Source organism: Corynebacterium sp. HMSC034A01, from assembly GCF_001838175.1.
In the GTDB taxonomy this organism is placed as follows: domain Bacteria; phylum Actinomycetota; class Actinomycetes; order Mycobacteriales; family Mycobacteriaceae; genus Corynebacterium.
The window spans coordinates 1-19,924 of record NZ_KV835970.1 but is presented as its reverse complement, the minus strand read 5'-3'; the positions used below and the strand labels follow the sequence as shown (position 1 = coordinate 19,924).

21 protein-coding genes are annotated in these 19,924 nt (G+C 66.2%); 9 read left to right on the top strand and 12 right to left on the bottom strand.

Annotated elements, in window-relative coordinates; genetic code table 11:
- The first annotated feature begins 277 nt into the window (after nt 1-277).
- The 3 genes from era to HMPREF2791_RS07110 are packed head-to-tail and all read left to right on the top strand — an operon-like array spanning nt 278 to nt 2,711.
- Nucleotides 278-1,261: a GTPase Era gene (era, locus tag HMPREF2791_RS07120; protein WP_070844880.1), complete on the top strand. Its 984-nt coding sequence runs from the start codon at nt 278-280 to the stop codon at nt 1,259-1,261.
- Nucleotides 1,251-1,976, top strand: a complete 726-nt coding sequence (recO, locus tag HMPREF2791_RS07115) for a DNA repair protein RecO (protein ID WP_070844879.1) — start codon at nt 1,251-1,253, stop codon at nt 1,974-1,976. Before era ends, recO begins: the two co-directional genes overlap by 11 nt.
- A gap of 9 nt (nt 1,977-1,985) precedes the next feature.
- Complete coding sequence (locus HMPREF2791_RS07110) at nt 1,986-2,711, top strand: isoprenyl transferase (protein WP_070844878.1); 726 nt, start codon at nt 1,986-1,988, stop codon at nt 2,709-2,711.
- On the opposite strand, the gene HMPREF2791_RS07105 is transcribed toward HMPREF2791_RS07110, so the two are convergent.
- Together HMPREF2791_RS07105 and HMPREF2791_RS11870 are read right to left on the bottom strand one after the other, a co-directional pair.
- Nucleotides 2,708-3,145, bottom strand: a complete 438-nt coding sequence (locus HMPREF2791_RS07105; protein WP_070473105.1) for a Fur family transcriptional regulator — start codon at nt 3,143-3,145, stop codon at nt 2,708-2,710. The genes HMPREF2791_RS07110 and HMPREF2791_RS07105 overlap by 4 nt on opposite strands.
- Before the next feature lie 15 nt (nt 3,146-3,160).
- Nucleotides 3,161-3,643, bottom strand: coding sequence for an ArsR/SmtB family transcription factor (locus tag HMPREF2791_RS11870; protein WP_246815178.1), 483 nt, complete (start codon nt 3,641-3,643; stop codon nt 3,161-3,163).
- 167 nt (nt 3,644-3,810) lie between these two features.
- Between HMPREF2791_RS11870 and HMPREF2791_RS07095 the strand changes: the two genes are divergently transcribed.
- From HMPREF2791_RS07095 to HMPREF2791_RS07085, 3 genes are read left to right on the top strand one after another with little or no spacing between them, the layout of a single operon-like run.
- The gene (locus HMPREF2791_RS07095) at nt 3,811-5,193 is read left to right on the top strand and encodes a glycine--tRNA ligase (RefSeq protein ID WP_070844882.1); all 1,383 of its coding nucleotides are present in this window, start codon (nt 3,811-3,813) and stop codon (nt 5,191-5,193) included.
- Between the two features lie 10 nt (nt 5,194-5,203).
- A complete protein-coding gene (locus HMPREF2791_RS07090; protein WP_070844877.1) occupies nt 5,204-5,710 on the top strand; it encodes a hypothetical protein in 507 nt (168 codons plus the stop codon).
- The gene (locus tag HMPREF2791_RS07085; RefSeq protein WP_070844876.1) at nt 5,707-6,165 is read left to right on the top strand and encodes a hypothetical protein; all 459 of its coding nucleotides are present in this window, start codon (nt 5,707-5,709) and stop codon (nt 6,163-6,165) included. Before HMPREF2791_RS07090 ends, HMPREF2791_RS07085 begins: the two co-directional genes overlap by 4 nt.
- Nucleotides 6,166-6,268: 103 nt before the next feature.
- Here the strand turns inward: HMPREF2791_RS07085 and HMPREF2791_RS07080 are convergent, their stop codons facing one another.
- Nucleotides 6,269-8,281: a TPM domain-containing protein gene (locus tag HMPREF2791_RS07080; RefSeq protein ID WP_070844875.1), complete on the bottom strand. Its 2,013-nt coding sequence runs from the start codon at nt 8,279-8,281 to the stop codon at nt 6,269-6,271.
- Nucleotides 8,282-8,301: 20 nt separating this feature from the next.
- Between HMPREF2791_RS07080 and HMPREF2791_RS07075 the strand changes: the two genes are divergently transcribed.
- Nucleotides 8,302-9,603 (top strand): deoxyguanosinetriphosphate triphosphohydrolase, encoded by a 1,302-nt coding sequence (locus HMPREF2791_RS07075; protein WP_070844874.1) that lies wholly within the window; start codon nt 8,302-8,304, stop codon nt 9,601-9,603.
- A 392-nt stretch (nt 9,604-9,995) separates the two neighbouring features.
- Here the strand turns inward: HMPREF2791_RS07075 and HMPREF2791_RS07070 are convergent, their stop codons facing one another.
- The 6 genes from HMPREF2791_RS07070 to HMPREF2791_RS07045 form a co-directional block, all read right to left on the bottom strand.
- Nucleotides 9,996-10,931 carry an ArsA family ATPase gene (locus tag HMPREF2791_RS07070; RefSeq protein ID WP_070844873.1) on the bottom strand — a complete coding sequence of 312 codons (936 nt, stop codon included), beginning with the start codon at nt 10,929-10,931 and terminating at the stop codon, nt 9,996-9,998.
- Nucleotides 10,922-11,179, bottom strand: coding sequence for a cory-CC-star protein (locus HMPREF2791_RS07065; RefSeq protein ID WP_070844872.1), 258 nt, complete (start codon nt 11,177-11,179; stop codon nt 10,922-10,924). Before HMPREF2791_RS07065 ends, HMPREF2791_RS07070 begins: the two co-directional genes overlap by 10 nt.
- On the bottom strand, nt 11,163-12,875 hold the full coding sequence (locus tag HMPREF2791_RS07060) for a carbon starvation CstA family protein (protein WP_070844871.1): 1,713 nt from the start codon (nt 12,873-12,875) through the stop codon (nt 11,163-11,165). The genes HMPREF2791_RS07065 and HMPREF2791_RS07060 overlap by 17 nt, the downstream gene beginning before the upstream one ends.
- 389 nt (nt 12,876-13,264) lie before the next feature.
- The gene (locus tag HMPREF2791_RS07055) at nt 13,265-14,215 is read right to left on the bottom strand and encodes a hypothetical protein (RefSeq protein WP_070844870.1); all 951 of its coding nucleotides are present in this window, start codon (nt 14,213-14,215) and stop codon (nt 13,265-13,267) included.
- A 180-nt stretch (nt 14,216-14,395) separates the two neighbouring features.
- On the bottom strand, nt 14,396-14,638 hold the full coding sequence (locus tag HMPREF2791_RS07050; RefSeq protein WP_070844869.1) for a hypothetical protein: 243 nt from the start codon (nt 14,636-14,638) through the stop codon (nt 14,396-14,398).
- Complete coding sequence (locus HMPREF2791_RS07045; protein WP_371335899.1) at nt 14,638-15,018, bottom strand: guanyl-specific ribonuclease; 381 nt, start codon at nt 15,016-15,018, stop codon at nt 14,638-14,640. The genes HMPREF2791_RS07050 and HMPREF2791_RS07045 overlap by 1 nt, the downstream gene beginning before the upstream one ends.
- Before the next feature lie 34 nt (nt 15,019-15,052).
- Between HMPREF2791_RS07045 and dnaG the strand changes: the two genes are divergently transcribed.
- Entirely contained in the window at nt 15,053-17,089 is a 2,037-nt protein-coding gene (gene dnaG, locus HMPREF2791_RS07040) for a DNA primase (protein WP_070844881.1), read from the top strand.
- A gap of 339 nt (nt 17,090-17,428) precedes the next feature.
- Here dnaG and HMPREF2791_RS11615 read toward each other — a convergent pair whose 3' ends face one another.
- Nucleotides 17,429-17,926, bottom strand: a complete 498-nt coding sequence (locus HMPREF2791_RS11615) for a hypothetical protein (RefSeq protein WP_246825483.1) — start codon at nt 17,924-17,926, stop codon at nt 17,429-17,431.
- Nucleotides 17,927-17,996: 70 nt separating this feature from the next.
- Nucleotides 17,997-18,650 (bottom strand): 8-oxoguanine DNA glycosylase OGG fold protein, encoded by a 654-nt coding sequence (locus HMPREF2791_RS07030; RefSeq protein ID WP_070473595.1) that lies wholly within the window; start codon nt 18,648-18,650, stop codon nt 17,997-17,999.
- 34 nt (nt 18,651-18,684) lie between these two features.
- Here HMPREF2791_RS07030 and HMPREF2791_RS07025 point away from each other — a divergent pair, with 34 nt between their 5' ends.
- Entirely contained in the window at nt 18,685-19,290 is a 606-nt protein-coding gene (locus HMPREF2791_RS07025) for a MazG nucleotide pyrophosphohydrolase domain-containing protein (RefSeq protein ID WP_070844866.1), read from the top strand.
- Here the strand turns inward: HMPREF2791_RS07025 and HMPREF2791_RS07020 are convergent.
- A complete protein-coding gene (locus HMPREF2791_RS07020; RefSeq protein WP_070473481.1) occupies nt 19,287-19,703 on the bottom strand; it encodes a hypothetical protein in 417 nt (138 codons plus the stop codon). The two genes, HMPREF2791_RS07025 and HMPREF2791_RS07020, sit on opposite strands and share 4 nt — an antisense overlap.
- Nucleotides 19,704-19,924: the final 221 nt, after the last annotated feature.

Below are 19,924 nucleotides of genomic sequence, written 5' to 3'. Positions count from 1 at the left end.
GGTCGGCCCGAAGTACGTGGCATGCACCCGGGCCAAATCGCGCACCCGGCTGGTGGATAGGCCGGCGGCCATGGCGGTGTCGCGGTCGAAGTCGGCGAGGACCGAGACGCCTGCGGAGACAAAGTCGGTGAAGTTCATGGCCCGAAAGCTAAGCCAGCGCAACCCCCAACACCAGACCCAAATCAAAATCTGTGGATAACCGCGTTGAAGCGTCAACAAAAGGAACCGGTTGTCCACAGCTCAACCACCCAAGGGTTGACAGGTAGAATCCCAGGCCATGAACGACTTCCCCGATTTCCCGGACGATCTGCCGCGTGAGGCCAGCGCGAACGATGTCGAGCGCGCCGATGCCAGCGGCTTCACTGACACCCCGGAGGGCTTCAGGTCGGGGTTTGTCAGTTTTGTGGGCCGCCCGAACACCGGCAAGTCCACACTGACGAACGCGCTGGTGGGGGAGAAGATCGCGATTATGGCGGATCAGCCGGAGACCACCCGTCACCCGATCCGCGGCGTGATCAACCGCCCCGAAGCGCAGGTCATCGTGGTGGACACCCCGGGCATCCACCGTCCGCGCACGCTGCTGGGCGAGCGTCTCAACGACGTGGTCAAGGACACCTTCGCCGACGTGGACGTCATCGGTTTCACGGTGCCGGCGGATGAGAAGATCGGCCCCGGCGACCGCTACATCCTGGAGCAGATCCGCGACACCAAGCCGAACACGCCGATCGTGGGCATCGTGACCAAGCTGGACAAAACCAGCAAGGACACCGTCGGCGAGCGTCTGCTGGAGCTGCACGAGCTGCTCGGCCAAGACGCGGAGCTGGTGCCGGTGTCGGCCACGCAGCAGATTCAGGTGGATACGCTGCTGGACGTGCTCGTCGATAAGCTCCCGCAAGGCCCCCGTTTCTACCCCGAGGACCACACCACCGACGAGGACATGGAGACGCGCATCGCGGAGCTCATCCGCGAGGAGGCGCTGCAGGGGCTTCGCGACGAGCTGCCACACTCCGTCGCCGTCCAAATCGACGAAATGATCCAGGAGGACCGCCGCGTCAAAATTTACGCCGTGCTCTACCTGGAGCGCCCGGGCCAGAAACGCATCATCGAGGGCCCGGACGGGCGGCGCCTCAGCGGTATCGTGCACCGGGCGCGCAAGCAGATCATCGAGCTGACCGGGCAGAACGTGTACCTGGACGTGCGCGTGAAGGTGCTGAAGAACTGGCAGCAGGACCCGAAGGCGCTGGGCCGGCTTGGCTTCTAAGGCCGCGCGCCCGAACTGGCGCGACCGCGCGTTCGTCGTGCGGACCTACGACTTCGGGGAGGCGGACCGGGTGGTGGTCCTGCTTACCAAGAACCACGGCCTGGTCCGCGGCGTGGCCAAGGGGGTGCGCAAGGCGAAGAGCCGCTTCGGCTCCCGCCTGCAGCCGTTCGTGGAGGTCGACGCGCTGATTTACCCGGGCCGAGGCCTCTCGACGATCGCATCCGCCGACACCGTCACCTACTTCGGCGCCCGCATCATCGACGACTTCGACCGCTACGCCGCCGCCTGCGCGGTGATGGAAACGGCGGAAAAACTCAGCTTCGAGGAAGCCGACCCCACCCTGTTCGCGCTGGTCCAAGACGCGCTGAAACAACTGCAGACGGACCAGCACCCCACGATGGTCCTCGACGCGTTCATCCTCCAGGCCACCGAGCACGCCGGCTGGGGGCTAAGCCTGTTCAACTGCGCGAACTGCGGCGCGCCCGGCCCGCACAAGGCGTTCAACGCCACCGTCGGCGGGGCGGTGTGCAACAACTGCCGCCCGCCGGGGTCCATGCACGTCCACCCCGAGACGTTGCACGAGATGTGGCTGATGGAGAGGGGCAGCGAAGTGCCGTCGATACGCGTGGCGCAGATTCACCGCGCAACGGTGGCGCACCTGCAATTCAACCTGGAAGCCGGGCTGAAAAGCTTCAAGATTATGGAGCAGGCATAATTGACGCCCATGGGCGCACCGAAGATTGACACAAAGTTCATCCCGAAGCACATCGCGCTGGTGATGGACGGCAACGGCCGTTGGGCGCAAAGCCGCGGCCTGAAGCGCACCGAGGGCCACAAGGTGGGCGAGGAGAAGCTCATGGACGCCGTCGACGGGTGCATCGAGCTCGGCGGCGTGGAGTGGCTCTCGGCGTACGCGTTTTCCACGGAGAACTGGAAGCGCAGCCCTTCCGAGGTGCACTTTCTCATGAACTTCACGCGCGAGGTGCTGCGCCGCCAGCGCGATGAGCTGCACGCCAAGAACGTGCGCGTGGTGTGGTGCGGGCGCCGCCCGAAGCTGTGGGGCAGCGTCATCGAGGAGCTCGAGGTCGCCGAGGAGCTGACCAAACACAACACCGGCCTGACGCTTGCTATGTGCGTCAATTACGGCGGGCGCGCGGAGATCGCGGATGCGGTGCAGAAGCTTATCGACGCCCAGGTGTCCTCCGTCGACGAAAAAACCATCGCCCGCTACCTGTACCGCGCGGACATGCCGGATGTGGACCTGTTTTTGCGCCCGTCGGGCGAGCAGCGCACGTCGAACTTCCTCATCTGGCAGTCCGCGTACGCGGAGATGGTGTACCAGGACGTGCTGTTCCCGGACTTCACCAAACAAGACCTCTGGGACGCGGTGATCGAGTACGCCAAGCGCGACCGCCGCTTCGGCGGTGCGGTGGACAAATTCGATAGCTAGCGCCTGGCCTGGCAGGCGCGGCACACGCCGTAGATTTCGGCGTCGTGGCCGACCAACTCGTAGCCGTAGTGCGAGGCGACGACCTCGGCCCACTTCTCCACGGGCCCGCCCTCGATTTCCTCGCTGCGGCCGCACTCGGTGCACACCAGGTGGTGATGGTGGTGGCCGGACAGGCAATCCCGGTAGAGGGTTTCGCCGTCGGGGGACTGCAGCACGTCCACGGCTTTGACATCGGCGAGCGATTGCAGGGTGCGGTAGACGGTGGTGAGGCCGACGGACGCGCCGTCGGCAAGCAATTGCTCATGGATGGTTTTCGCGGACGCGAACTTGTCCAGCCCCCGCAGCGTCTCCACGACGGCGGCGCGCTGGCGCGTCATTCGCGGGCCCAGCTTGGGCACGGGGCGCGATTGCCCTCGGCGGTTCGTTTGCGTCATACCATTGCAGTCTACCTAGTCCCGGACAGGTTTTGGCGTCTGTGGCGCCAGGCCAGGATCCGCTGCGGGGCGCACGTCCGCCGGCGGGTCGATGATCGCCGCGCCGATGGAGCCGCCCGCGCTCTGGTGAGACTGCCCGCGCTTGCGCTTGCGCAGCTCGGCCAGCTCGTCCTGGGCCTCGGTGAGCGTTTCCAGCGATGCCAACTCGTGGATGATGCCGATGATGTCCGGCTGGGCCAGCGCGTAGAGCACCTCGCGGCCCTTGCGCGACGACGACACCAACCCCGCCGAACGCAGCACCCGCAAATGCTGGGAAATCAGCGGCTGCGACTTGTTCAACTCGGTGACCAGCTGATGGACGACCATCTCCTCCTCGGCCAGCAGCAGGAGAATCTCCAGGCGGGTCTTCGAGTCCAACACTTTCACAAGCGCAGCTGTGCGGTCTATATCCTCATCCGCCAGCTTTGGAAGGTCCGCCAACGGGAAGCGTTCGCTCACGGCGTCCCCTTTCCTCAGCACCAATGGGAAACAGTTGTTTTTCAGAATACAAGAACGCCCCAACAGAGTGGGACTTATGTCCAAACTGGGCGGGTAACCGGAGGCGTCGTAAGGCGGGCTATGCTGTTGACCGTAATTTGCACGCACTTTCCCACCAGGAGATGTTGATGCCCGCATCAAAGATTGAGACCGTCGTTAACCTGTGCAAGCGCCGCGGACTGGTGTACCCGGCAGGTGAAATTTACGGCGGCACCCGCTCCGCGTGGGACTACGGCCCCCTCGGCGTGGAACTGAAGGAAAACCTCAAGCGCCAGTGGTGGAAGCACATGGTGCAATCCCGCCGCGACACCGTCGGTGTGGACACCTCCGTCATCCTGCCCACCCGCGTGTGGGAAGCCTCCGGCCACGTCGAGGTGTTCACCGACCCGCTCGTGGAGTCCCTGTACACCCACAAGCGCTACCGCGCCGACCACCTCCTCGAAGCCTACGAGGAAAAGCACGGCCACCCGCCGGCAAACGGCCTGGCGGACATCAACGACCCCGAAACCGGACAGCCCGGCAACTGGACCGAACCGAAGGCGTTCTCCGGTCTGATGAAAACCTACCTGGGCCCGGTGGACGATAAGGAGGGCCTGCACTACCTGCGCCCGGAGACCGCGCAGGGCATCTTCGTGAACTTCAAGAACGTGATGACGTCGTCACGCATGAAGCCCCCGTTCGGCATCGCGAACACCGGCAAGAGCTTCCGCAACGAGATCACCCCGGGCAACTTCATCTTCCGCACCCGCGAGTTCGAGCAGATGGAGATGGAGTTCTTTGTCAAACCCGGCGAGGACGAGAAGTGGCACGAGTACTGGATTGACAACCGCTACAACTGGTACGTCGACCTGGGCATCAACCCGGACAACCTGCGCCTCTACGAGCACCCGGAAGAAAAGCTCAGCCACTACTCCAAGCGCACCGTGGACATCGAGTACGCCTTCGGCTTCACCGGCTCCAAGTGGGGCGAGCTTGAAGGCGTGGCCAACCGCACCGACTACGACCTGCGCACCCACGCCGAGGCCTCCGGCGAGGACCTGAGCTACTTCGACCAGGAGGCAGGCGAGCGCTGGATCCCGTACTGCATCGAACCGGCCGCAGGCCTGGGCCGCGCGATGATGGCGTTCCTCATCGACGCCTACGACGAGGAAGAGGCCCCCAACGCCAAGGGCGGCACCGACACCCGCGTCGTGCTGCGCCTGGACCGCCGCCTCGCCCCGGTGAAGGTGGCGGTGCTGCCACTGTCGAAGAAGCCGGAGCTGTCCGGCCCGGCCGAGGAACTCGCCGCGACACTGCGCCAGCACTGGAACGTCGACTTTGATACCTCCGGCGCGATTGGCCGCCGCTACCGCCGCCAGGACGAGACCGGCACCCCGTTCTGCGTCACCTACGACTTCGACACCCTGGAGGACCAGGCCGTCACCGTGCGCGAGCGCGACACGATGGAGCAGGAGCGCGTGCCGCTGGCGGAGCTGGAGTCTTACCTGGCCGCCCGCCTGATCGGCTGCTAGATTCTCGCTCATGCATTATGTGAGCTGGGACCGCTCGAACCGGGACGCGCCGAAGCTTTTGGCGGAGGACGGCCCGGACGTCCTCGGCGTGTTCGAGCACGACCGCGCGATTGTGTGCGGTCAGAGTTGGGATCTGACGGCGCACGCCGAGTCGGGCGCGCTGGCCACGTGCGGCGGCGAGGAGATCGTGCGCACCTCCGACAGTTTGAAGCGCGCGAAGCGCATCGACGCGGTCGTGGGCGGCACCCCGTACGCCCTGATCCCGGAGACGTCCAAGAACTGGGTGGTCGAGGGCCCGGACGGCGAGAAAGTCGCCCAGTTCACCCAGGACCACAACGGGGTGCGCAAGGCCATCCTCGAGTTCGAGGGCGAGACGCAGTTGCCGCCCGTGCAGGTTGCGGGCCTGGCGTGGCTGACGCGCTGCGTGCTGGAGGCGCGCAAGATGGCTAATTCCACCGCGTTGATTGCCACGCTGGTGTTTTTGTCGCTGTTTGTTGTGGTGGTGGCTGTGCTGTGATTTGGCAGGGAGCCTCGCTTATCGACGACCAAAGGTCCGTCGCCCATTCCACCCCCGACACGATCACGGTGGGCGAGACCGTTTTGCGCATCGCGTCCGACAACCCGGCGAAGTTCCGCGCCTTCGACGTTTCGACGTCGGAGGAGTACCTGCTACGCAAGGCCGGGTTCACGGTGTCGCGCTACGCCGCGGACTGCGCCGGCCGCCGCTACACCTTGAACCGCTCGGGCTTTGATCTGCTGTCGGGCGCGGTCACCCCGAAGCGCGAGATCCGTGACGGCGCTGGCGAGCTCATCGCCGTGACCCGCGGTTTCCCCTCCGGCGAGCTGGGCGTGGACGTGGCGGAGCCGACCCTTCGCGCCGACGGGTTCGACGAGATCCAGCTCGTTGACCTCGCGTTCATGTCCTGGGCGCTGACCTTCGTCGACGCGCCCGCACGCCGCACGCGCTACTGAGCGCCCGCGCAACGCCGCCGCGTATTCCCGCAAACCCTGAGCAAGCCCTCCTGAGTATGCCCGCTTTTGGGCCATACTCTGGGTTTGTTGCTCTGGGTTTGTCCTAGAAGGTGCCGCCGCGGTTGGAGGGGCGCCCGCCAGAGAAGCCGCCGCCTCCGCCCCCGCCGAAGCCTCCGCCACCGCCCCCGCCGAAACCGCCGCCTCCGCCGAAACCGCCGGAGAGCACCGAGCCCCACAGCACGGCGCTGGCCAGCGAGTCGGCGGTCTGGCGGTTGCGCTGGGCCTGGTAGCGGCGCAGGTCGTCGTTCGCGGCGGCCTCGGCACGCCGCGCGGTGTCGGTGGCGGCGCGGGCGGCGTCGATGCCGGCGCGGGTGTCGCGCACGCGCAGCTGGTGGGCCTGCGCGTACTGGCGTTTCGCCTCCGCCAGCAGGGTGCGCGCGTGCGAGCCGATGATGCGGCCGCGGGACAGGATCAGGTCCTCGGCGCGCTGGATTTGGGCGCCGGCGACTTGCATTTGCTGGTCGAAAAGCTGCAGCGCGCGGGACTGGTCGCCGGCGATGCCCTTCGCGCGGTCCAGGGCGGCGTCGATTTCGGCGTCCATACTGGTCAGTTCCTGGTACAGGGCCAGGGGGTCGGACTGGTCGCGGTCGCCGATTTCGCCCAGCATGCGTTGGGCCTTGGCGGAAACGGTGTCGAGCGAAGTGACGTCGATAGGCGCGCCCTGCGCACGAGCCCCCTTGACCTGCTCGATTTCGCGCAGCTCGCCGCGAATCTCCGAAATCAGCGCGGGCAGGTTGGCCTTCGCGGCGCGGATGTTGTCCTCGGCGTGCTCGATGGCGGCGAGGTTGGTGTCGGAGACGTTGACGGCGCGGGTGGCGGCGGCCAGCGTGTCCAGCAGTGCGCCCTGGCGCCCGGCAGGCTTGTCCGCCAGCGAGCGCGCCTCGCCGAGGGCCTTTTCGGCCTCGTCCAGCGACGCTTCGGCGAGGTCCACGTTGTCCACGATGGACTCTAGGATCTGCGCCGGGTACTCGCCCTTAAGCTGCGCCAACGTCGCACGGGCGGGCTCCAGGCGCGCCCGGATGTCCACGGTGCGCGCAAGCACCTTCTCCACCTCCTCGGGCGCGCGCATGAGCACGCCGCGCATCTCGTTGAATTCGGTGGTCTTGTCGCGAAGCGCCTGCTCGGCGCGGCCCGCAGACGAGATGATGTCCACCAGCATCGCGCGCTTTTCGGGCTCGGTTTCGGGGATGGCGTCGTAAAGCTTTTGGTGCGTGGCAAACGCGCGCTGCAGGGTGGTGGTGGCCTCGTTCATCGCGGAGGTGAACGGGCGTACGCGGTCCGCGCCGAACTCGGCGGTGGCCAGCTCGAGCTCCTGCTTGCCCTGGGTAATGGAGTCGTCGGCGGAGACCAGCGCGTCGCGCGCGACCTCCTCCAGCGTCGGCGTGGGCAGGCGCCCGAGCGAATCGGTGTCCGCCGGGTCGAGGGCCTTCGCGGATTCGATCTGCTTGGCCTGCTGCTTCTTCGTGCCCTTGCGCGTCGCCGCGTACACGCCGCCGCCCGCCAGCGCGGCCACACCCAGGCCACCCGCGAGCCAGCCTGCGCCATCGCCTGACGACGAGCTCCCGCCCGCCACCGCATTCACCGCATTCAACGCGGCCGAAGACCAGTTCATCTCGGACAGCTGCGCATACGCGGCGTCGTTCATGCGGTCGATCTCGGACTGCGTCCACTCCTCGCCGCCGCCGACGTTATACAGCCGCTCGTCCGGCGAGATGGCCAGCACGGCGGTGTTGGAGCCGTTCGCCGCGACGGCCTTGTCCACCCATTCGGGCGGGGTGTACTGCCCGAAGGAGCGCAGGAACACCACGCGCACGGACTTGCCCTGGGACTTGCTGACCTCCTGGATCGCGCCTTCGATCTCGGCCAGTTCGCCGGCGGAGAGCACTGCGGCGTCGTCGGTCACCGGCTTTGTCAGCCGACCCGGCTCGAGGGATGCCTTGGTGGCGGCGGCTTGGGCCTGAATGAGGGTGGGCGGAGCTTCCGTCGCAAAGCTGGGTGCGGCGGCGGCAAAAAGGCCGCCAGACACGGCGAGGATGCGCAAGTAACGGCTAGTCATGCCGACTAGGGTAGCGCGACGTGTACGTTTACAACGCCGCCGATACGCAGCGCCGCGCCGACGAGGCGCCGAAGGGCGCGCAACTCGCCCCGGATTCGCGCGGGGATTTCGCCCGCGACCGCGCCCGCGTGCTGCATTCCGCGGCGCTGCGGCGCCTCGCCGACAAGACCCAGGTGGTGGGTCCGCGCGACGGCGATACCCCGCGCACGCGCCTGACGCACTCGCTGGAGGTCGCGCAGATCTCGCGCGGCATCGGCGAGGGCCTGGGCTTAAACCCCGACCTGTGCGAGATGGCCGGGCTCACCCACGACATCGGGCACCCGCCGTACGGCCACAACGGCGAAGTCGCGCTCGACGAGGTCGCGCCGTGCGGCTTCGAGGGCAACGCTCAAACGTTGCGGATCCTTGCGCGCCTGGAGCCCAAAGTGCTTATCGACGGCACGTCCTTCGGCCTCAACCTCACCCGCGCATCGTTGGACGCGGCCGTGAAGTACCCGCTGACGCGCACGAACGCGGACGGTTCGGTGAACCGGAAGTACTCGGCCTACGACGAGGACGCTGGCGTGTTGGCATGGCTGCGTCTCGGGCATGAAGATGGGGCGCCGCCGATGGAGGCGCAGGTGATGGACTTTTCCGACGACATCGCCTACTCCGTCCACGACGTCGAAGACGGCATCGTCTCCGGGCGCGTCTCCCTGCGGGTGCTGTGGGACTTCGTGGAGCTCGCCGCCCTGGCCGAGAAGGGTGCGGCGGCGTTCGGTGGCGACGCCGATTCTTTGGTCGACGCCGCCGACAGGTTGCGCTCCCTGCCCGCCATCGCCGCGGCTGCCGAGTTCGACTACACGCTTAGCGCGTGGACGGGCCTGAAGGCGCTGACGTCGCAGCTGGTGGGACGCTACGTCGGCGCCGTCACCCGCGCCACCCGCGAGGACGACGGCAACCGTGCCCTCATGGACGCTTCTGGCGCTGCGGCCTCCGACGCACCTGGCCCCGGCTTGGGCCGCCAGCACGGGCGCCTGGTCGTCCCGCCGGACGTGGAGGCCGAGGTGCGCCTGCTCAAGACCGTCGCCGTGCTCTACGTGATGGACCAGCCGTCCCACCAGGCGCGCCAGGACCGGCAGCGCGACCGCATCTACCGCGTCCACGAGTACCTCCGCGCTGGCGCGCCGGGCAGCTTGGACACGATGTTCCAGGCGTGGTTCACCGCCGCCGAGACGGACCTGGAGCGCGAGCGGGTGATCGTGGACCAGATCGCGTCCATGACCGAGTCGCGCCTCGAGCGCACCGCGAAGAAGGCCGCCGCCTTCGAGGGGTACTTCTAGGGCCAGCTGGGTCGCGGCCTCGGCCGCCGCAACCGCTGCGCCCCGCCCCCGGCGCACCCCACTCGAGGATGTAGGGGTATAGCGCACCGACAAGTGTCACCGAAAACCTGAACTTAACGCCGCACTTCCTCAAGAACTCCGAGCATCCGGCCTGGTCAGCACCCTGGCCTTCACCTTTGCACGACGCGAATTCAGGATTTCGAGGAAAACCCGAATTCGCGGAAACGAGTGTGGTCTCGTGGTGCTGGAGAGGCTGGGTGGGCAACCCTTATATGTTGTCGCCACCGTGAATTCAGGTTTTTCTCGACGGAACTCAATCGGCATATATGTAACCGGCGCACGTAGGCCGGAGCGAGCCGAGAGAAGGGAAGAGCAGCGCAGTTCGCGGAGGTCTACAACCGCTCGGCGATGGCGGCGAGCGCGGCGCGGGTGCCGATCTCGCCGGGGAGCCAGGGCAGCTCGACGCGGGGGACGTCGGGAAGCCGCGAGTCGAGGAGCTTCAGCGCGGAGTCTTCCACGGCGCGGCGCGAGGCCATGAACTCGCCGGCGTCGAGGGGGCTGCGGCGGTTGACCACCAGACCCGGGACGCGGATGCTGTTGGACGTGAGGTCGTCGTAAAGCTCGATGCTCTCGAGGACCGGGAGGCGCTCCGCGGTGAGCACGATGTGAAACGCGCAGGCCGCGGGGTCGGTGAGGATGTCGCGCAGGCGCTCGAACTTGCGGCGGCGGCGCAGCAGTGTGGCGCGGATTTCCTGGTTGCGGCGCTCGACTGGATCATCGGCCGTGCCGCCGAGGCCGCGGACGGCGCGGGAGAACTTGTCGGACTGCTCGCGCCGCTGCATCAGCCCGCCGGTGTACGCGGCCATCAGCTCCGGCAGCGCGAGCAGGCGTGAGGTGTGGCCGGAGGGTGCGGTGTCGAAGATGATGTGGTCGTAGCCAGGCCTATCGACGAGCTCCGCCACCGCCTCCAGCATCGCCGCCTCATGCATGCCGGGCGAGTGCCGCGCCAGGTCCAGGTGGCGGCGGATCTCGGGGTGCATGCGCTCCGGCATCATCGCGCGCATGGAGCGCTCCACCTCGGCGAGGTGCCGCTCGGTTGTCGCGGTGGGGTCGAGCTCCACCACGTCCAAGCTGGGCTCGAGGGGCGTGGGTTCGTCGGAAAGCTTCGCGGCCCAGATGTGGCCCAGGTTGTGCGCCGGGTCGGTGGACACCAACAGCACTCGCCGGCTGGCCTCGGCAAGGCGTACCGCGCACGCTGCGGAGACGGTGGTTTTGCCCACCCCGCCTTTGCCGCCGAAGAACATCACGGGCGCGGGCTTTAGCAGCATCGCACGCCGTCCAGCGGGGATCGATCCATGCCCATGCGGGTGTGCCAGGCGTGGAATTCGTCGTAAAGCAATGGCATGAGTTCGAGTGTGTAGAAGCTTGCGGGGTTGGGGATGCCGAGCGTCTCCGAGGCGACTAGCAGGGTGAACAGGTCGTCCTCCTCGCGCGCGGCGCGGGCGAATTCGCGGCGGTACGGGGCCTTGTAAAACTCGTCGAGGCCCCGAGCAATTGCTTTAAGACGTTCGCGCATCCGCCAATTCACCCGGAATCGTCTCATCGTCGCGCCAGGTCACAGCCGGTGCCTTGCGCGCCTTCGAAATCGCCGTGAACGCCTCCACGATGACCCAGATGGCGCAGCAGATGATGATCACGTCCAGCACCAGCAGCAGCCAGTTGCCCGCCTCGAGGAACGTGCGCAGCTGCAGCACCGCCGCCCACAGCGACATCGCGGTGACGAACACCAGCGGGATCAGCACCGGCCAGGTCGGGCGGCGCAGCTGCGTCAGGATGATCACCACGATCGCCAGCGTCAGGCCCGCCATGAGCTGGTTGGTGGTGCCGAACAGCGGCCAGATCAGCATGCCGCCGGAGCCGTCCAGACCCATGGAGAACGTCAGGCCCATCGCGCAGCCGACCGCAATGACGGTGGCCACCAGGCCGGAGAGCTTCACGCCGGCCAGCTCCGCCATCTCCGCGACCACGAGGCGCTGCAGGCGGATGCCGGAGTCCATGGTGGTGGCGGCGAACAGCACGGCCATGGTGGCCAGGATCGTCGCGGACAGGGAAGTGGGGATGCCCAGGCCGGTGTTCATCAGCTCTCCGCCGCCTTGGATGAACGCGTCGACGCCGCCGGCGTTCCACTCGGAGTAGATGTTCTCCCAGTCCGCGAGCGTCTTGAAGCCGGAGGTGGTGGCCACGATCGTGCCGAGCGCCAGCAGGCCCTCGCCGACCGCGCCGAAGTAGCCGACGAACCGCGCGTCCGTCTCCTTATCCAGCTGCTTCGACGACGTGCCCGAGGCGACGACGCCGTGGAAACCCGAGATCGCGCCGCAGGCGATGGTGACAAACAGCAGGGGGAAGATGCCGGGGGTGCCGTCGGGGACGGCGTCGCGAAGCGAGGGCGCCACAACCTCCGGCCGCACGATGAAGAACGAGCCGTAGAGGATGATCAGGCCCACGAAAAGCTGCAGGCCGTTGATGTAGTCGCGCGGCTGCAGCAGCACCCACACCGGCAGCAGCGAGGCGACGAACGCGTAAGTGAACAGGAAGATGATCCACCAGCCGCGGTCCGGGATGCCCAGCATCGTCTCCGGCAGGGCGAGCGGGAACTGGTCGCCCAGGATCATCAGACCGTACAGCGCCGCGACACCCACGACGGACACCAGTGGCAGGTTCCAGTTGAAGCGGTAGATGGCCTGGCCGATCAACAGCGCGACGACGATCGCGCCCCAGGTCGGGATCACCGCCGTCGGCGTGGAGATGAGCAGGTTGGAGATGACCACCGCGAACGCCGTGTTCACCATGAGCAGCAGCAGGAAGATCACCACGAGGAACAGGTTGCGCCCGCGCGCGCCGATGTAGCGGCCCGACAGCGTGCCGATCGACTGTCCGCGATGCCTTTGCGACGCCCACAGCGCCCCCAAGTCATGCATCCCCGCGAAGAACACGGTGCCGAGCGTGACCCACAAAAACGCCGGCACCCACCCCCAGATCACCGCGACGGCCGGGCCGATGATCGGTGCCGCGCCCGCCACGGACGTGAAGTGGTGGCCCCACAGGACGTACTTGTTCGTGGGGACGAAATCCACGCCGTCCTCCATCGTGTGCGCCGGGGTGGTGTACGCGTCCGAGAGTTGGTAGACGCGTTTGCCCAGGAATTTGGAGTACAGCAGGTAGCCGGCGGCCATCATCGCCAGGCCGATGAGCACCAGGATGAGCGAGCTCATGGGTCTTCTCCGATCGTGTCGTGCTTCACATGGTCTGTGTCACAGTTGTTGGGATTATGGCACACGACACTTTCCTAGGTGTTTCTCAGGGGGTTTTATTCTTCGGCGCTCGGCTCGGGGTGGCGTGGATGGGTGGGGTAGGGGGTGTCGGATTGGGTCGTGTCGGAGAAAACCTGAATCCGGCGTTGCATTCACGCAGGTGGTCGTCTCCACTTGCCTGCGCGCAGGACCGCGAACTCAGGTTTTTCGCATAAACCTGAATTCCCGGCTCGAATCTGTTGCAGGTGGGGCGGAAGTAGCGGACAGCACGGTCCCATCTGGGAGCGAGTTCAGGCTTTCAGCGACAAAACTCCACGCGCATATTGGAGGTGCGCGCGCATAACGCCGGGCTAGTAGACCAGCCCCCGGTCGCGGAGGTGCGTCGCGCCAAGCACTTCGCTGACGAACGAGTTTGGGGCGCCCTCAATCTCCTCCGCGGTGAAGTACAACTTCCGGAACCCTCGGGCAGCCTCCCAGCGCTCACGCTTACGTCGGTTATGGGCAAGCCTGAGCCCATCAGGCTCGGATTCGAGTGCGCGCCAGTAGGGATCCTCGTCGATGAGAATCACCAAGTCGTTTCCGGCGAGCAACGTGGCAAAACCCATGCGGTCGAGTTCGCAGTGGGTGCGGACGCTGACGCGGGAGTCGTCGAGAAGCGAATGCGCGAGCAGGTACGGAAACGTCTCCAGTTGTGGCACCTGGTACGGCAACACGGCTGCGAGGCGCCTGCGCCGCGGGTGAATTGAGCCGTCGAAACTGTCGGCGTAGTCGGAGATTTCGTCGGCCGTGAAGCCGTGGCGCAGCAGCCACCCGATTGCGAGCCGAGCATTGACGACTTTTTGCATGCGGCAGAAATCGACGTAGGTCCGCAGCGGGTGTGTGACGCGGACGCCGTCGAGTTCCGCGGTTTCCGCGGGCGGTGTCTTGAACGCCTTGAACTTGGTACTGACGGGGAGCGAGCTTTTTGGCGGGAGGTGGCCTGAGGGCAGCGCGAACTGCACGTCATGGTCTTTCGGTGCAACAAACCACATGCCCCACTGCGCCGCGGCGAACTCCCCGAGGAGCACGGCTTTGCGCGAATCCCGCGACGCGGCAACCCCACGGACTACGAATTGGCGTTTGAGCCCGAGCTCGCGGAACCATTGCCTATCGACGGCACTCCGCCTCGACACCTGAATCAGATGCGGTACCTCGCGCCAGACAGTCTTGCGAGAAACCTGAACTCGTTCGCGGAGGTATCGCTGCCGCAGCTCCTGGACATCCTGGTCAACGAGCTTTCCCCACTCCCATGTTTTCCCCATGCCCTTTGTCTACCCCACCCGAGTTCAGGTTTCTCGCCAAAACCTGAACTCCGCACCGCTTTGTGCACTGAAATGCGCAAAATGCTGCCATCTGCGGCAATCGCAGGACGATCGAATTTGGGTTTTGTGCGACGCGGGCCAACGCGCATATACCTACCCCAGACTCTGGCCCGCGGGGGTCTAGTGGGCGAGCTCGACGCCTTCGTCGGTGAGGACTTCGAGCAGCCCGCCTATCGACGCCTCAGGCATCCCCCAATCCGTCACCACCACACGTGTCACGCGGGTCTCGCGCAAAAGGTCGGCCAGCGCGTCGAGGTTGCGCGGCACCGGGCGGGAATCTGCGGCGCCGTAGGCAGCGGCGATGATGGCGGCGCCGAGGTCCTCGATTGAGCGCACCGGGCGCATCACAAACACTGCGGGCATTAGTTGACCTCCATTTCGCAGAAGGATTCGTAGTGGTCGGCGGTGTAGAACCACTCGTCGACGTGGCCGTCCGCCCCACCGCCGGTGACGATGCGGCGCGCCCCGCGGTGGTGCACGCCCGGGGTGTCCACGGTGTACTCGCGGTAGTAGTTGCGCGGCTGTTCGGGCAGGATGCGTTCGTAGTTGCCGAAGCGGCGGTCGTCGTTGTCGGGGTGGGGGAATGGGCCGCCGGCTTCGATGAGGTCGACGGTGTCCCAGGCTTCGTCGGGAAGCGAGGCGCATGGGGGCAGCCCCGAAGAAGACGCAGGCTCGACCGGAGGTGGCGTCGATAGGCAACTGCTCAAAAACAGGCACGGGAGCAGGACGGATAGGCGCTTCATGGGCAATATCGTGCCACGCGCTAGAGTGAGCGCCATGGCTAGGGGCAGAATTCCGGATAGCGACATTGAGGCTATCCGTCAGCGCGCGCCGCTCGACGAGATTGTCGGCGAGTACGTGCAGCTCAAACCTGCCGGTCACGACTCGCTGAAGGGCCTGAGCCCGTTCAAGGACGAGCGCACCCCGAGTTTCCACGTCCGCCCCGCGCACGGCTACTACCACTGCTTTTCCACGGGCAAGGGCGGCGATGTGTTCAGCTTCCTCATGGAGATGGAGCAGCTGAGCTTCCCTGAGGCGGTGGAGGCGGTGGCGGACCACATCGGCTACCACATCAACTACCAGGGCGGTTCCACGGGCGCGCGCAAGGTGGACCGCGGCACGCGCCAACGCCTGCTGGCGGCGAACAAGGCGGCGCACGAGTTCTTCCGCGAGCAGTTGGAGACCGAGGATGCCGCCCCGGCGCGCGAGATGCTGCTCAAGCGCGGTTTCTCCCGCGAGCTCATCTACGACTTCGAATGCGGCTACGCGCCCCACGCGTGGGACCCGATGACGAAGCACCTGCTGCGCAAGGGCTTTGAGGTGCAGGAGCTTATCGACGCCGGCCTGTCCTCGATGGGCAAACGCGGGCCGATCGACAAGTTCCGCGGCCGTTTGATCTGGCCGATCAAGGACACCGCCGGCAACGTCATCGGCTTCGGCGCCCGCAAGCTGTTCGAGGACGACCGCCTGGGCAAGTACATCAACACCCAGGACACGCTGCTGTACCACAAATCCAAGGTGCTCTTCGGCATCGATAAGGCGAAGAAGAACATCGCGGAGAAGCACCAGACGGTGGTGGTGGAGGGCTACACGGACGTGATGGCGATGCACGCCGCGGGCGTGGACACTGCCGTGGCGACGTGCGGCACCGCGTTCGGCGGCGACCACATGAGCCTGATCCGCCGCCTCATGCTCGACGACAGTTTCTTCCGCGGCGAGCTGATCTACACCTTCGACGGCGACGAGGCCGGCCGCAAGGCCGCCATGCGCGCCTTCGAGAACGATGCCGAGTTCGGCGCCCAGTCCTTCGTCGCGGTTGCCCCCGACGGCATGGACCCCTGCGACCTGCGCCTCGCGCGTGGCGACGGCGCCCTGCGCGACCTCGTGGCCAGCCGCGTGCCGGTGTACGAGTTCGTCATCGAGTCGCTTTTGCAGGACTACTCGTTGGATTCCGCCGAGGGGCGCGTGCAAGCCTTACGACGCACCGTCCCCGTCGTCGCCACCATCTCCGACAAAGTGCTCCAGCAGGAGTACGCCCGCCGCCTCGCCGGCTGGGTCGGTTGGCCGAACCCGGACGAGGTGCTGGAGCAGGTCCGCGCCGAGGCCAAGAAGCCGAAGAAGCAGAAGCGCGCGCCGAAGGATCCGGCGCGCGCCGCTGGCGCTGGTGCCGCCGGTGGCGGCGTCGGCGGTGGCGCTGGCGCGGCCGTTGGCCCGGACAGCTCCGGCGCGCAGTCCGAGATCCTCATCCCGCCGCGCCCCGACGACCCAGTGCTGTGGCCCCAGCGCGAGGCCTTGAAGCTGGCCCTGCAGCACCCGGCCGCGGCGGGCAACTACTTCGACGGCATCAACCCGGACGCCTTCACCCACGACGCGTACCACCAGGTCCGCGAGGCCATCACCGCCGCCGGCGGCTGCGCCCGCGCCGGGGCGGCAGCTGCTGCCGCGAGTGCTCCGGGCTCGGACGGCTCCGCACCTGGCGCCACCCCCGACAGCGCCGCCGCTGGCGCCCCCGACGCGTCGAACTTCCTCGCCGCGGTCGCCGGCGAGATGCGCGACTACGCCGGCCGCAACTTCGTCTCCGAGCTGGCCGTCGAACCCATCCACGCCGACGACCTCTACGAATACGCCGACTCCGTGCTCTCACGCCTGCAGGAAACCCGCGTGGGCCAGCAGATCGCGCAGCTGAAGTCGCAGCTCCAGCGCATGCGGCCTTCCGACGACGAAGAGGCTTACAACGCCCTCTTCTCCGACCTCGTCGCGCTCGAGCAGGCCCGCCGCGACCTCAACGACCGCGCTTTCCGCGGCAACCGTTAGGGGCGCGGGTATACCGAAATTGGAATGTGGCAAATATTTGCCACATTTCGAAAACACCACATCCGTGGGCGAGTGGTGCTGGACGAAAAGTTGGGTGGGGCCCTTCGGAAGGAGCCGCCCCACATGAGGAAACCGGCTACTTACAACCGGCTACCATGCAGAGAAACCGCTGGTAGCCGGTTGTAGGTAGCCGGTTTGCGTGGTAGCGGCGGCGGTTTCGGGCGAAACCCCCGAAACCGCCCCGAAAACCCCTACTCGGAGCGGCGGGCGAACTCGCGCAGCGCCCACTCCACGGCAGGAACATCAGCTACTGCTCCGGAACCGGGTCAATCATTGGCCTCACGCTGCGGAGTGCTGTTTGAGAATCTGCCCGACTCGGCCGTAGCTGATGCCCAGAAGGTAGGCGATGTCACGGTAGTTGTAACCGCGTTCAGAGAGTTCTTTCGCGTGCTGGGCGATTTTCCCCAGTTGATCGTGTTCTTGCCGACGCAGCTCTTCGAGCTCGTCTCGTGCCGAAAGCGCCGCCTTTTCCGCTTCGCCACCGATGGCGAGTTCGATCTGGGCGGACTCTGCATCGTGGGTCAGCTCGGGAAAAAGTCCAAGGGCGTCTTTGAATTCGTCTTCAATCTGATCAAGGCGACGCGCTTGGACAATGACACCAGGGTCTTGATCGAGTTGGCCTACCCACCAGCCGGAGTCGCGTTCGACAGTCGCGGTAAAACAGTTCATCGTTATTTCAGTCCAATCTGCTTGTAAATCTTTTTGGGCGGCGAGATCGGGAACTTCTCGATGCCTGGGAACGGTCGTGTAGCGGTCACCGACCCATATGCCTGCCACTGACCACCTAAAAACAAAAACCCGGCGAATTCAGGTTTTCCCTGAGCTCGCCGGATCGCACACATTCTTCCTACTCGGAGCGGCGGGCGAACTCGCGCAGCGCCCACTCGACGGCGTCCAACGGCAGCGATGAATCGTAAGCGTCGCGCGCCGAAGCCAGCGCAGCTAGGTACTCGCTGTACTCCTCGGCGGTCCAGTCGGCGTCAGAAGACAGCCCGGCCAAACGAGCGCGGTTGGAGCAGATGATCACCGGCTTCAACTCAGAGCCAGAGCCCGATTCCTGCTCCCCGGCCAGGAAGTACGCCACGGCCGACGCGAACTTCGGCGGCAGGCCAGTGCCGACCAAAGCACCGTAAGCGTCAACGGCACCCACGCCGTCAAGCTTCCGCACCGCCCCCAGCAGCTTCGAAGCGTTCCCCTTGTTCCGCAAAAACGCCTGCATCTGCATCACCTGGTTGGACTGGCCAGCGGCGTAGGCGAAGCAGGCGCCCAAAAAGTCGATGATCTGCTCGCGCGCAAAACCGGACTCACGCACGTCCTCGCCGAACGCGAACACCTCGGAGCGGGTGATGGAGGCGGTGGCGTCGTCGCGGAACGGCGGCACGCGGCGCAGGTGGTGCGGCCACCCAGTCTTCCAGCGGATGGGGGAGAAGGTCACGGAATCGCCCAGCGCGTCCTGCGCGGTGGGCTTGACGGTCTCGAGGGCTTCAGCAATCTGAGTCATGCGCTCCATCTTAGAGCCCTTAGACTTGCCCACCATGACCGCAACCGTCCTGCTTCTCGACCCCCGCTGGCCCTCCCTCATCCCCCTCCACCTCGCCGGCCGCATCAGCGGCGATGTCGCCTTCACGCCTGAGGTGCCTGTCGACGTCCGCTGGGTCCTCAACGTCGAAGGCGGCCCGGACCGCTGGCTGATTTCCACGGAGCCGGACGATCCGGAGGTCCTGCGCTGGCAGCAGGAGGGCGCTGCAACAGAAAAGGTCGCCAGCCTCGATGACCCGGTCTTCCAGGCCACCCGCACGATGCATGCCGCGCGCCGCCGCGGCGAGTGGGAGCAGGCCATGACGCACGAAAGCCTCCTGCCGTTTCTGCGGGAGGAGGCTGAGGAGGTCGCGCAGGCAATCGAGCACAAGTTGCCTATCGACGATCTAAAGTCCGAACTGTCCGACCTCCTCCTCCAAATCTTGTTCCACGCCGAGATTGCGTCGGAGACCGGAGCGTTCGATTTCGGCGACGTGGCCGACGCGTTCGTGCAGAAGATGCGCCGCCGCGCGCCCTACCTCTTCGACGGCTCAACCGGCCCCGTGGACAAAGCCACCCAGGACCGGTTGTGGGAGGAAGGCAAGGCCGCCGAGAAGAATTAGCGCAGCGCGCCGATGTAGTTGCGGATGTCCGGCAGGTTGGCCTGGGAGGACATCTGGGAGCTCATGGCGAAGAACTGGTCCAGCGGGGTGGCCGGGTCCGGCTTGACGATGCCGCACTCCAGCGCGCGGTCCGCAAGCGCGCCGACCGTGGAGGCGGAGGCGAGGCGCAGGGTGGCGTCCTTGCCCACGACGTTGTTCACGTTGGCGACCAGCTGGGAGCGGGTGGTGTCCGGGCCGACCATGTTGGTGGAGGTCAGGCCAACGCGAAGGGCGTCGCAGTTGGCGGTGGCGATGTTGCCGTTAAGCAGCTTGAGCAGCTCGAGCGACTGCGTCTGGGCCTGAGCGGTGGCGGGGGAGGTGACGGCGGCCGCGGCCATCAGGCCAGCGGCGGCAAGGGTTGCGATACGGCGCATTGGAAGGGGTCCTTTCGGGGAAGAAACTAGGTCGCGGAGAATCATACATGTTAAGCGAGTGACACGTGTGACAAAAGTGGCAAAAGTGGCAAAAGTGATCGCATTTCGATCGGTCAGTGGGGTGGACATGTGCGGATTGCTTCGCGTCGATGAAACCCCAAAAAACGGCCGCGTGAAACCCCAGATCGCAACCGGAGTTGTCAGTGGGTGAATGCGCCACC

Excerpts from the sequence above, each read along its gene's own strand:
- HMPREF2791_RS07030 (WP_070473595.1), bottom strand. The coding sequence starts at position 18,650 with ATGACTCAGATTGCTGAAGCCCTCGAGACCGTCAAGCCCACCGCGCAG.
- HMPREF2791_RS07090 (WP_070844877.1), top strand. The coding sequence starts at position 5,204 with ATGCATTATGTGAGCTGGGACCGCTCGAACCGGGACGCGCCGAAGCTT.
- dnaG (WP_070844881.1), top strand. The coding sequence starts at position 15,053 with ATGGCTAGGGGCAGAATTCCGGATAGCGACATTGAGGCTATCCGTCAG.
- HMPREF2791_RS07095 (WP_070844882.1), top strand. The coding sequence starts at position 3,811 with ATGCCCGCATCAAAGATTGAGACCGTCGTTAACCTGTGCAAGCGCCGC.
- HMPREF2791_RS07060 (WP_070844871.1), bottom strand. The coding sequence starts at position 12,875 with ATGAGCTCGCTCATCCTGGTGCTCATCGGCCTGGCGATGATGGCCGCC.
- HMPREF2791_RS07070 (WP_070844873.1), bottom strand. The coding sequence starts at position 10,931 with ATGCTGCTAAAGCCCGCGCCCGTGATGTTCTTCGGCGGCAAAGGCGGG.
- HMPREF2791_RS07105 (WP_070473105.1), bottom strand. The coding sequence starts at position 3,145 with ATGACGCAAACGAACCGCCGAGGGCAATCGCGCCCCGTGCCCAAGCTG.
- HMPREF2791_RS07020 (WP_070473481.1), bottom strand. The coding sequence starts at position 19,703 with ATGCGCCGTATCGCAACCCTTGCCGCCGCTGGCCTGATGGCCGCGGCC.
- HMPREF2791_RS07050 (WP_070844869.1), bottom strand. The coding sequence starts at position 14,638 with ATGCCCGCAGTGTTTGTGATGCGCCCGGTGCGCTCAATCGAGGACCTC.
- HMPREF2791_RS07045 (WP_371335899.1), bottom strand. The coding sequence starts at position 15,018 with ATGAAGCGCCTATCCGTCCTGCTCCCGTGCCTGTTTTTGAGCAGTTGC.
- HMPREF2791_RS07080 (WP_070844875.1), bottom strand. The coding sequence starts at position 8,281 with ATGACTAGCCGTTACTTGCGCATCCTCGCCGTGTCTGGCGGCCTTTTT.
- era (WP_070844880.1), top strand. The coding sequence starts at position 278 with ATGAACGACTTCCCCGATTTCCCGGACGATCTGCCGCGTGAGGCCAGC.
- HMPREF2791_RS07025 (WP_070844866.1), top strand. The coding sequence starts at position 18,685 with ATGACCGCAACCGTCCTGCTTCTCGACCCCCGCTGGCCCTCCCTCATC.
- HMPREF2791_RS07110 (WP_070844878.1), top strand. The coding sequence starts at position 1,986 with ATGGGCGCACCGAAGATTGACACAAAGTTCATCCCGAAGCACATCGCG.
- HMPREF2791_RS07055 (WP_070844870.1), bottom strand. The coding sequence starts at position 14,215 with ATGGGGAAAACATGGGAGTGGGGAAAGCTCGTTGACCAGGATGTCCAG.
- HMPREF2791_RS07065 (WP_070844872.1), bottom strand. The coding sequence starts at position 11,179 with ATGCGCGAACGTCTTAAAGCAATTGCTCGGGGCCTCGACGAGTTTTAC.